Genomic DNA, 10,188 nt, shown 5'->3' with positions numbered 1-10,188 from the left:
GTCAGTCAGCTCATGTGTAACTGTTCCACCGCCTTCGCGAGCAAGCCCGCTCCCACATTGAATTGAGTCCAGTCTCCACTATCAGGCCGCTGCCTTAGAAACGCACCGTAGCCCCCGTAGTCAACCACCGGTTACGGTCCCCATTCAGGCTTTGCCCAACTACCAAGTCCACATCAACCAACTGGCCGACATGCAATCGCGGCCCGGCCTGCCATGCCTGGTCGCCGCCTTCCTGGCCGTAGCGCTCGCCAATCAGTGTCAGCGCATCCGCAACCTGGTATTCGAACCCGGTTCCCCAGGTCAGGCGGTGATTTTGCTCACCGCCGTTGTAGGCGTGTGTCCAGCCAGCATTCACGTTCAGGCGCAGCGCTTCGAGGGGTTGCCAGGTCAACGGAATGTTCAGGTCCGCGCCGTCAAACGCGTGTTGGCGATCCAGCGCAAAATGCGAAGTCGCTGCCACCGCCATCTGCAGCCCCAAGTCATCCCGCGACCACACTTGCGCCTTCACTTGCGGGCTGACTTGGGTCTCGGCCTCGCCGGCGTTGCTGGCGCGCGACAGTGCGGCGCTCCATTGCACCGAAGGCAGTGCGCTGAAGGTGCAGGCCGGGTTCAAGGTTTGGTTATGGACGTTGCCTTGATGCCGATTGGCGCTGTACCAGGCGTCCATATTGCATTCTCCCGGGGCGTTGACGGCGCCGTCGTCGACCACATAAGCACCACCGGCTGCATGGGCCTTGGAAAGCAGCGCGATGAGCAACACAAGGCCCAGGGTCACGCCGATAAAGGTCAAGTTACGTTGCAGCGCGCGCCGCTTGGCCGGCGGTAACAGCAACAAGGTGTGGCGAGCGTCGCGATAGTGACGTGCGCGGTATTTGGCAAACCCGTCCAGACGGGCAGGGGTGTGTTTTTTGTGCATGATGCACCTCGCTTGAATTCAGCTTTCTACAATCAGCACCGAAATGCCGCTGGCTTTGGCTTGGCAGACCAGCTCCGAGGTGTCGTCACCACCTGGCAGGGCGATGATTACGTCGGGGCGGCTGTCGGTCAGCATGAAATGGTTGCGCTGGCGTTCCGCCTGCTTGCCGTGGCGTTGCCAATTGGGCGGGTAACGCACCACGTCGATGCCGATTTCCCGTGCCCACTCCTCAACGTCACTGCCCAGGAACTGGTTGCCGCCGTGAATCAATACCTGCACCGGGCGCAGGCGGTGGTAAGCGTCCAGCACTTGGCGGGACTTTTTGGTGTCGGCGTAATGACGACCTGCACAGATCAAGACGCGCATAGTTGAATCCTTGTGTTGCACGGTGGCCGCCGGGCGACGGCCACCGTTTTCAGAGGCGGGTGATCAGTACCACTGCTTGAAGCGGCGGATGTAGATCGTTTTCATCAGTTGGGCCACGCAGCAGTAGGCGAGCAGGGTGCCGACCAGCCATGGGAAGTACGCCAGCGGCAGCGGCTCCAGGCCGACCAGGGTGCCCAGCGGCGAGAACGGTACGTAGATCCCCAGCCCGATGACGATGGCGGTCATCATCAGCACCGGCCAGGCGGCCGTGCTCTGGAAGAACGGGATCTTGCGAGTGCGCAACATGTGCACCACTAAGGTTTGCGACAACAGCCCTTCGATAAACCAGCCGGACTGGAACAGGGTCTGCATTTCCACGCTGTTGGCGCTGAACACGTACCACATCAGCGCAAAGGTGGTGATGTCGAAGATCGACGAGGTTGGCCCGATCCAGATCATGAAGCGGCCAATGTTTTTCGCATCCCACTTACGCGGTTTGGCCAGGTATTCTTTGTCCATCTTGTCCCACGGCAAGGCCAGCTGGGAGATGTCGTACATCAGGTTTTGCAGCAGCAGGTGGATCGCCAGCATCGGCATGAACGGAATGAACGCACTGGCCACCAGCACCGAGAACACGTTGCCGAAGTTGGAACTGGCGGTCATGTTCAGGTACTTCATGATATTACCGAAGGTTTCGCGGCCTTTGAGCACGCCTTCTTCCAGCACCATCAGGCTCTTTTCCAAGAGGATGATGTCGGCCGATTCCTTGGCGATGTCGGTGCCGCTGTCCACCGAGATACCCACGTCGGCATCGCGCAGCGCCGGCGCATCGTTGATGCCGTCACCCAGGAAGCCCACGGTGTGGCCGTTGGCTTGCAGCGCCTTGAGCACCCGGGATTTCTGCAGCGGCGTGAGCTTGGCAAACACCGTGCGCTCTTCCACGCGGCGCATCAGGGTGGCGTCGTCCATCGCTTCGATTTCTACGCCCAACAGTGGCTGGCCAGGTTCAAGGCCGACTTGGCGGCAGATCTTGCTGGTGACCACGGCGTTGTCGCCGGTCAACACTTTCACCGCCACGCCGATTTGTTGCAGTGCAGCAATCGCCGGGCCTGCGGTTTCCTTTGGTGGATCAAGGAAAGTCAGGAAGCCCTGGATGACCAGGTTGCGCTCATCGGCGGTGGTGTATTGCTGGCGAGCCAGGGATTTAGGGATGTTGCGGGTGGCGACCACCAGTACACGGAAACCATCTTCGTTGTAGTCGTTCGCCAGTGCCAACAACTCGTCACGGCGACGATCATCCAGCGGCACTGCAGCGCCATCCTCTATCACGTGGGTGGAAATGCTGAGCATCTCTTCCACGGCGCCCTTGCACACCAGCAACTGGTCGCCGGAAGCATCCTTGACCACGATCGACAGGCGACGGCGTACAAAGTCGAACGGCAATTCATCGACCTTGCTGTAGGCAAATGGCAGCTGGAACTTGGGGTTGTGTTCCGAGAACTGCACCACGGCCTGGTCCATCAGGTTCTTCATGCCGCTCTGGTGGTAGCTGTTCAGCCAGGCCAGGGACAGCACCGCATCATCACGTTGGCCAAAGGCGTTGACGTGGTGTTCGAGGATGATTTTGTCTTGGGTCAGGGTGCCGGTCTTGTCGGTGCACAGCACGTCCATTGAGCCGAAGTTCTGGATCGCATTCAGGCGTTTGACCACCACTTTGCGCTTGGCCATGGCGGTGGCGCCCTTGGCCAGGTTGGCGCTGACGATCATTGGCAGCATTTCCGGGGTCAGGCCCACGGCCACCGCCAGGGCAAACAGGAACGCATCGCCCCAGTCGCCTTTGGAGAAGCCATTGAGCAGGAACACGATCGGCACCATCACCAGCATGAAGCGAATCAACAGCCAGCTGACGCTGTTCACCCCACGGTCGAACGCGGTCTGCACCCGCGAGCCGACAATGGCCTTGGCCAGCGAGCCAAAGTAAGTGCGTGGCCCGGTGGCGACCACTACGGCCTTGGCGCGGCCGCTGACCACGTTGGTGCCCATGAAGCAGATGTTCGGCAGGTCGAGCAGGTTGCCTTGGTCGGCTGCCAGCGAAGAGGCAGACTTTTGTGTGACGTCACCGAGGGTGTCGTATTTCTCGACCGGCAAGGCTTCGCCAGTCAGCACGGCCTGGCTGATAAACAGGTCACGCGACTCGATCAGGCGGATATCGGCCGGGATCATGTCGCCGGCCGACAGTTGCACGATGTCGCCGGCGACCAGGTCGCGCATCGGTACTTCGCGCAGCGTTGGCTGGGCGCCGACTTGCTCACGGCGCAGCACCGTGGCGGTGGTGCGCACCATGGCTTTCAGCGCTTCGGCGGATTTGGCCGAGCGGTGCTCCTGCCAGAAGCGCAGCAGGCTGCTGAGCAGCACCATGGTCATGATGATGATGACTTTGGTCAGGTCGACTTCTTCACCAGCCTGCAAGGGCAGCCAGTAGTCCGTGATAAAGCTGATGCCGGCCAGGGTCAGCAGTACGTAGATGAAGGGGTTGTTCAGTGCCTGCAGGAACTGGACGATGGCGTGAGGCGGCTTGTCATGGGCCACCTCGTTGTAGCCTTCGCGCTGCAGACGTGCCGAGGCGTCCAGCTCGGTCAAACCGTCCTGGGTGGCTCGCACATTGGCGAGGGTGGCCTGTAGGCCGTTCTGGGCTTCACGGGCGGCACGCATCGACAGTTTGGTGTCGGCGTCGGTGCCATTTTTCTTGTGCAGAGGCGTGTTTTTTACGGCGCTCATTGTCTGTACTCCTGTCGCCAATTCTCGACAAAACATACCCGGTACTTACCTGAATACAGGCGAGCGAAAGCATGCCGAGCCGCGGACTTCGCGATCGGTTTAAATAAGGTGTTCACATAACTTCTACAGCGCCCGCCAGACGCACGTTAGTTAACTAACGCGCAGCGGGCTACTACTGGACTTGTTCATAAAGAACTCCAGACTATTAATCAGAAAGTTGCTGTTTCCAGCCGGTTTAAGCGGCGCGAGTGCTCAGGTAAAAACCGAGCAACAGGCTCGCTTGAGCCAGTGTGGAAACCTTAGGTCTCTGCGGGTCTTGAGGGTCGGCGTGGTCCCAGTGCTGCAGCAGTTGGCCGCTGGCAGGGCAGATACGCCAGTGCGCCAGCGGGGGAGCCGGACGCACTTGGGGGGAAGGTGCAGCAAAGGCGGAACGAGTAGGCGAAAAACCTACGGGCTCGCGGCACAGCTTGGCGCGCAGGGCTGCGGCTAGCGTACGTACATCAGGCAAAACTAAGAGTTGGAAGGTCATAACACACCTCGGGACCGGACGGGCGACCGGTGAGGCAGTTACGGTGGAGCATCAAGCTCTAGCGCAGCTTACCGGACCTGGAAGGCGAGTCCTGTCATATTCTGGGTTTGGCGCCCGATGCCCGCATTAGCGGTGCTCGGACAGCGACTAGATACTGTGTCCATTGGCTTCTTTTGTGAGGTTTAAAAAAGGCCCCAGTTGTGGGCAGGGGCAATCTACTCAGATGGTTACAAAATGTCAATGCATGATTAATTAAATTAACCCGTGTTCAGAGTTCATTCAGATAAGCCGCTCGGAAAGTTACTGGATATATAACTTCATACACCCTGTGCTGCCAGAACAGCCAGATACATCAATACCAGACCACACACGCCATAACTGATGCGCTGCCACAGCGGTGAGGCGTTCTTGCGTAGCAGGTTGACCAGTGCGGCAATCAGAAAACATGACAGCACCGACGCCAGCATAAAGCCTGCAAAAAACATCAACGTTTGCGCATGGCTGGGCGTGGCGCCGACGATGCCCGACAACGCGCTGCCCAGCGCGCCCCAATAAACAATGTTCTTCGGGTTGGCCAGGGAAATGGCCGCGCCCACCGCCAGCGCGTTTTGCCCGCAGCGGGCCGGCGCGGTGTCCGCTACGGGCAAGTGCCAGGCGTCGATCAGGCTGCGCACGCCCAGCCAGGCCAGGTACAGCGCGCACACGATGGTCAGTGGTACGCGCACGGCATCATGCGCAATCAGCAGGGCAATGCCGGTGAGGCCGATCACCGCCCACACGGCGTCGCCCACCAGCGAGCCGATCTGCACCAGCAAGGCCGGGGTAAAGCCCTGGAGCAAGCCTCGGCGCAACGTCTCGGCCAGCACTGCGCCGGGCGAGAGGCAAAACACAAAACCGAATACCAGCGCGTAAAAAAAGATCGTCAACATGCCCGCGTTCCTTCAAGAGAAGCGGGCAGTGTGCGGGCGTGTGGAGTAGGCGTCTTGAACCAGATTGCGCTTTCAACGTTTCAATACGCGTTGATAGCGGCCAGGGGTGATGCCATAGGCGGCGCGGAAGTGCCGGTTGAGGTGGCTCTGGTTGGCAAAGCCCAGGTCATGCGCGACGTCGCTGGCCGAGACACCGCTGCGCAAAAGCCCCTTGGCGCGACAGGTGCGCAGTTGCATGGCCCATTGCCTGGGGCTTAGCCCGGTTTCTTTCTGGAAGGCGCGCAACAGGTGGAATTTGGACAGGCCCAGTTCATCACCCAGTTGGTCCAGCGGTGGCGACTGGTGTAGCTGCGAGGCGAGTAATTCCTGGGCGCGGCTGATCAGGCTTTTGCTGGTTTTCGGGCTGCCTGCCAGGCGCACACCGCTGACGCCGACCACCTCACCCAGCAGCAGCACCAAGGCTTCTTCATTGCGTTCGCGTAGCCATGCATCGGCGCTCAAGGCACCTTTGATTGCCGCCGCCAGGCGCTGCGCCAAGTCAGGCTGAAAGCAACACGCGTGATCAAACTCCACGTGGGATAGCCCAAGGTCAGCCGCTAACTGCTCCGCCGTGGCGTACAGGCTGACAAAGTGCCAAGGCGCGCCGTGCGCCGCGCCGCCGCCCTGAATCTGCCCGGGGTTGTACAAGGTTATGCTGCCGGGCCCGGCCTCGAACTCGCGGCGGTCGAGCCAGACCTTTTCTTCACCGATCAGGTTCACGCCGATCACGCATTCATCATGGCTGTGGCGGGCAAAGGTCAGGCCGGTGCAGTGGGTGCTACTGACTTCGTAGTTGCCCAGCCAGGCGTGTTGAAGGGTGCTCATCGGGAAGGCTCGTGGAATCGGACTGCGGCCAGCATACGGGGGTTGTCGGCCTGACGGAACGACTACAGCAGCGCGATGCGGTCCAGCTCAGCCTTCAATTACGTGGGGGAGAGCTGTGCAAAAGGCAGTGCGAAGAATGCTTGGCAGCGGGTGGCGATAGTGCTCAGGGTGAGCTGGAATGCCGCCTCGATACTGGCCTCGTCACGTTTAACCTCCGACGGGTCTGCCAACCCCCAATGCGCCTTCAGCGCCGGCCCGAAATACACCGGGCATGCCTCGCCGGCAGCCTTGTCGCAAACGGTGATGACCACGTCCGGCGGGCTGTCTTCAAACGCATCATTGCCCTTGCTGTATAAGCCGTCGGTGTTGATACCCGCCGCCTGTAACGTACTCAAGCTGCGCGGTAGCACCTGGCCCTTGGGGAAGCTGCCGGAGCTGATCGCCTCGAAGCCTGGCGGCGCCAGGTGGTTGAACAGCGCTTCGGACAAGATGCTGCGGCAGCTGTTGGCGGTACACATGAACAGGACTTTCATGGCGTTAGCTCCTTTAGAGGCTCAGACGCAAGGCGAGGGCGGCCAGGGTGATCAACAACACCGGCAAGGTCAGCACAATCCCGACTTTGAAGTAGTAACCCCAGGTGATGGTGATGCCTTTGCGCGCCAGGATATGCAGCCACAACAAGGTGGCCAGGCTGCCGATAGGGGTGATTTTCGGGCCCAGGTCGCTGCCGATGACATTGGCGTAGATCATCGCGTCCTTGACCACACCCACGGCATGGCTGGACTCGATGGACAGCGCGCCGATCAGCACGGTCGGCAGGTTGTTCATCGCCGACGACAGCAGCGCCGTCAGCACGCCGGTGCCCATGGCTGCGCCCCACACGCCATAGGTGGCGAAGGTGTCGAGCCAGGTGGCGAGGTAGGTGGTCAGGCCGGCGTTACGCAGGCCGTAAACCACCAGGTACATGCCCAAGGAAAAGATCACGATTTGCCAAGGGGCTTCTTTCAGTACTTTGCGCGTTGAGATCGTGTGGCCCTTGGCGGCGATCACCAGCAGTAATACGGCGCACGCGGCCGAAATAGCACTGATGGGAATGCCCAGCGGTTCCAAGGCGAAACAGCCGACCAGCAAGATACCGAGCACCCACCAACCGGCGCGAAACGTCGCACGGTCGTGAATGGCGCTGGCCGGCTCTTCCAGGTCGGCGGGGTCGTAGGTCTGCGGAATATCGCGGCGGAAAAACCACAGCAGCACCGCCAGGGTTGCTGCGACGCTGACGAAGTTGACCGGCACCATCACGGCGGCATATTCGTTGAAGCCGATCTTGAAATAATCTGCCGAGACGATGTTCACCAGGTTTGACACCACTAACGGCAAGCTCGCCGTGTCCGCGATAAACCCGGCGCCCATCACGAAGGCCAGGGTCGCCGCCGGGGAAAAGCGCAACGCCAGCAGCATCGACATCACGATGGGCGTGAGGATCAACGCGGCGCCGTCGTTGGCAAACAGCGCTGAAACCAGCGCCCCGAGCAGCACCATGTACGCAAACAAGCGCCGGCCACGCCCACGGCCCCAGCGCGCCACGTGCAGCGCGGTCCAGGCAAAGAACCCGGCTTCATCGAGCAACAGGCTGATGATAATCAGCGCGACAAAGGTGCCGGTGGCGTTCCAGATGATGTGCCACACCACCGGGATGTCCGCCACGCTGATCACGCCACAGGCCAGGGCCAGGATCGCGCCCAGGGTTGCGCTCCAGCCAACGCCCAAGCCTTTGGGCTGCCAGATGACCAACACGATGGTGAAGATAAAAATCGCAATCGCGACAAGCATGAATAAACGCTCCGATGGCTCAGCAGCAGGTGCTGGCCCGTTGTGGTCTGTCGCCCATTGCATCAAGACGCAGCGCGTCGTTTTGCAACCATGGCTGGTTGGCTTGCAAGGTGGTGTCCAGCACCTGTGTGACCCAGGCGGGCAGTGCCGGATTGATGCGGTAATAGACCCATTGGCCCTGACGGCGGTCCAGCAACAGCCCGCTACTGCGCAGATGTGCCAGGTGGCGGGAGATTTTCGGTTGACTGTCGTCCAGAGCATGGATCAGTTCGCACACGCAAAGTTCGCCCTCGCGCAGGATCAATAACGTCAACCGCGCGCGGGTAGCATCCGCCAGGCATTTGAACAGGGTGGGTGGGGAGAGGAGGTCCGGCATTTTGAGGTCTTCGTATATATGGCTATCCGAATATATGGATAAACATATATGTAGGTCAAATCCTGATTTCGTTTGACGTGGATCAAATGCCGCTAAATCAACCACAAGTGACTGAAATTAAAATGAAACACGAATGTCCTAAAGTGCCTGCCCATTGCTGATGAAGGAAGAACCCGCGTGACCCGTGCCACTCGCAACCTGCGCAAGACCCTCGATTCCGTCGCGGACAACAACGAAACCGCTGCGTTTGATTTGATGCGCGCCGTCGAAAAACTCGGCGATGAAGTGCTGCGCCAACGCCTGCTCAATACCATCCACCGGCTCAACCAGGATGCTCATGAGCTGCGCGAGGCGCGTGACTCGGTGGAGCAGGTGTCGGTCAAGCTCGCCTGAGCACGATCGTTCAAGACAAGCCCCGCATGACGCTGGCATGCTTGTCGACTGTCTGTCGATGAGCCGTCTCCATGCCTACAGCCTTACCTCATTACGCCTTCGGTCGCGGCGCCATCGCCGTCATCCCCTTGTCCCTGGCCTGTGCGCCCTGGGGGCTGCTCGCCGGTTCCATGGCCATTGATGCGCAATTTACCCCGCTGCAAGCCCAGGGATTGTCCGCCATCGTCTTCGCCGGTGCCGCGCAGTTGGTGGCCATCGGTATGGTTAAGAGTGGCGCCAGCCTGATTTCGATTGTGCTGACCACGTTGCTGCTGACTTCCCAGCATTTGCTCTACGGCATGCATATGCGCCCCACGCTGTCGTCGCTCAATACGCGCTGGCGTATGAGCTTGGGTTTTTTGTTGACCGATGAGTTTTTTGCGCTGGTCAACCACTATGACCGTGAGACTTTCAATCGCTGGTATGCACTGGGTGTTGGCCTGACGTTTTATATCATTTGGAACCTGTTTACCTTGGCGGGCATTGTGCTTGGCAAGAGCATTCCCGGCCTTGATCAGCTGGGGTTGGAGTTTTCGATTGCGGCGACATTTATCGCGTTGATCACGCCGGTGGTGCGGGATGTGCCCACGGTGGTGTGCGTGGCGGTTTCGCTGTTGTGCTCGGTGTGGTTGAGTTACTTGCACTGGGAGTCGGCGGTGGTGGTCTCGGGGGTGCTGGGGATGAGCGCGGGGTTCGCCTGTAAGCGGCTTGGGGTAGGGCAGCGATGATTTACCTGATGATTGTGGGCATGGGGCTGGTGGTGTTTTTTAACCGCTACGTGTTTATTGAGCCGCGGTTGCCGGTGCGGCTTAATCGCGGGGCTCGGGAGTTTCTTGGGTTTGCGGTGCCGGGGATGCTGACGGCGATCTGTGGGCCGATTATTTTTCTCGCGGACCATAAATTGAATTTGAGTCTGGCCAATCCTTATTTGTTGGCGGGTGTTTGTGCGGTGGCGTTGATGTTCTGGACGCGCAGTGTGTTGGTGACTGTGCTGCTGAGTATGGGGTTGTTTTATTTGTTTCGTTGGTGGGTTTGAGGGGGCGGCGGTGTTGGGTTTTGGGTGTATATCCGTTGCTGCGGTAACGGCTTCGTAGGGTTCCGCTCTTACAGCGGGTCACTTTTGGAAAAGAGCCCGGAATGCCGGCCCAGCCAAAAGTAACCAAAAGGG

Annotated in this window: 12 protein-coding genes; 3 read left to right on the top strand and 9 right to left on the bottom strand. The window is 59.8% G+C overall.

Annotation, left to right across the window (positions count from 1 at the left end; genetic code table 11):
* Nucleotides 1-94: 94 nt before the first annotated feature.
* The 9 genes from ACI77I_RS30900 to ACI77I_RS30860 all read right to left on the bottom strand — a co-directional run bounded on the left by ACI77I_RS30900 (nucleotide 95) and on the right by ACI77I_RS30860 (nucleotide 8,588).
* Nucleotides 95-916: a hypothetical protein gene (locus tag ACI77I_RS30900; protein WP_406999950.1), complete on the bottom strand. Its 822-nt coding sequence runs from the start codon at nucleotides 914-916 to the stop codon at nucleotides 95-97.
* 18 nt (nucleotides 917-934) lie between these two features.
* Nucleotides 935-1,282, bottom strand: a complete 348-nt coding sequence (locus ACI77I_RS30895; RefSeq protein WP_094953640.1) for a DUF2493 domain-containing protein — start codon at nucleotides 1,280-1,282, stop codon at nucleotides 935-937.
* Nucleotides 1,283-1,345: 63 nt separating this feature from the next.
* Entirely contained in the window at nucleotides 1,346-4,060 is a 2,715-nt protein-coding gene (gene mgtA / locus ACI77I_RS30890) for a magnesium-translocating P-type ATPase (protein WP_094953641.1), read from the bottom strand.
* A 235-nt stretch (nucleotides 4,061-4,295) separates the two neighbouring features.
* Nucleotides 4,296-4,589 carry a hypothetical protein gene (locus tag ACI77I_RS30885; protein WP_094953642.1) on the bottom strand — a complete coding sequence of 98 codons (294 nt, stop codon included), beginning with the start codon at nucleotides 4,587-4,589 and terminating at the stop codon, nucleotides 4,296-4,298.
* Between the two features lie 317 nt (nucleotides 4,590-4,906).
* Entirely contained in the window at nucleotides 4,907-5,518 is a 612-nt protein-coding gene (locus tag ACI77I_RS30880; protein ID WP_094953643.1) for a LysE family transporter, read from the bottom strand.
* Nucleotides 5,519-5,590: 72 nt separating this feature from the next.
* Complete coding sequence (locus ACI77I_RS30875; RefSeq protein ID WP_406999948.1) at nucleotides 5,591-6,382, bottom strand: AraC family transcriptional regulator; 792 nt, start codon at nucleotides 6,380-6,382, stop codon at nucleotides 5,591-5,593.
* A 98-nt stretch (nucleotides 6,383-6,480) separates the two neighbouring features.
* On the bottom strand, nucleotides 6,481-6,915 hold the full coding sequence (locus ACI77I_RS30870) for an arsenate reductase ArsC (protein ID WP_406999946.1): 435 nt from the start codon (nucleotides 6,913-6,915) through the stop codon (nucleotides 6,481-6,483).
* A 13-nt stretch (nucleotides 6,916-6,928) separates the two neighbouring features.
* On the bottom strand, nucleotides 6,929-8,212 hold the full coding sequence (locus ACI77I_RS30865) for an arsenic transporter (protein ID WP_406999944.1): 1,284 nt from the start codon (nucleotides 8,210-8,212) through the stop codon (nucleotides 6,929-6,931).
* 19 nt (nucleotides 8,213-8,231) lie between these two features.
* Nucleotides 8,232-8,588, bottom strand: coding sequence for a metalloregulator ArsR/SmtB family transcription factor (locus ACI77I_RS30860; protein ID WP_263273025.1), 357 nt, complete (start codon nucleotides 8,586-8,588; stop codon nucleotides 8,232-8,234).
* 177 nt (nucleotides 8,589-8,765) lie between these two features.
* Here ACI77I_RS30860 and ACI77I_RS30855 point away from each other — a divergent pair, with 177 nt between their 5' ends.
* The 3 genes from ACI77I_RS30855 to ACI77I_RS30845 all read left to right on the top strand — a co-directional run bounded on the left by ACI77I_RS30855 (nucleotide 8,766) and on the right by ACI77I_RS30845 (nucleotide 10,056).
* A complete protein-coding gene (locus ACI77I_RS30855) occupies nucleotides 8,766-8,981 on the top strand; it encodes a hypothetical protein (RefSeq protein WP_017138831.1) in 216 nt (71 codons plus the stop codon).
* Nucleotides 8,982-9,052: 71 nt separating this feature from the next.
* Nucleotides 9,053-9,748 (top strand): AzlC family ABC transporter permease, encoded by a 696-nt coding sequence (locus ACI77I_RS30850; protein WP_094953648.1) that lies wholly within the window; start codon nucleotides 9,053-9,055, stop codon nucleotides 9,746-9,748.
* Nucleotides 9,745-10,056, top strand: coding sequence for an AzlD domain-containing protein (locus ACI77I_RS30845; RefSeq protein ID WP_094953649.1), 312 nt, complete (start codon nucleotides 9,745-9,747; stop codon nucleotides 10,054-10,056). Before ACI77I_RS30850 ends, ACI77I_RS30845 begins: the two co-directional genes overlap by 4 nt.
* Nucleotides 10,057-10,188: the final 132 nt, after the last annotated feature.

The organism is Pseudomonas sp. D47, assembly GCF_045447305.1.
Lineage (GTDB): Bacteria > Pseudomonadota > Gammaproteobacteria > Pseudomonadales > Pseudomonadaceae > Aquipseudomonas.
This window is presented reverse-complemented; position numbering and strand designations above follow the sequence as displayed.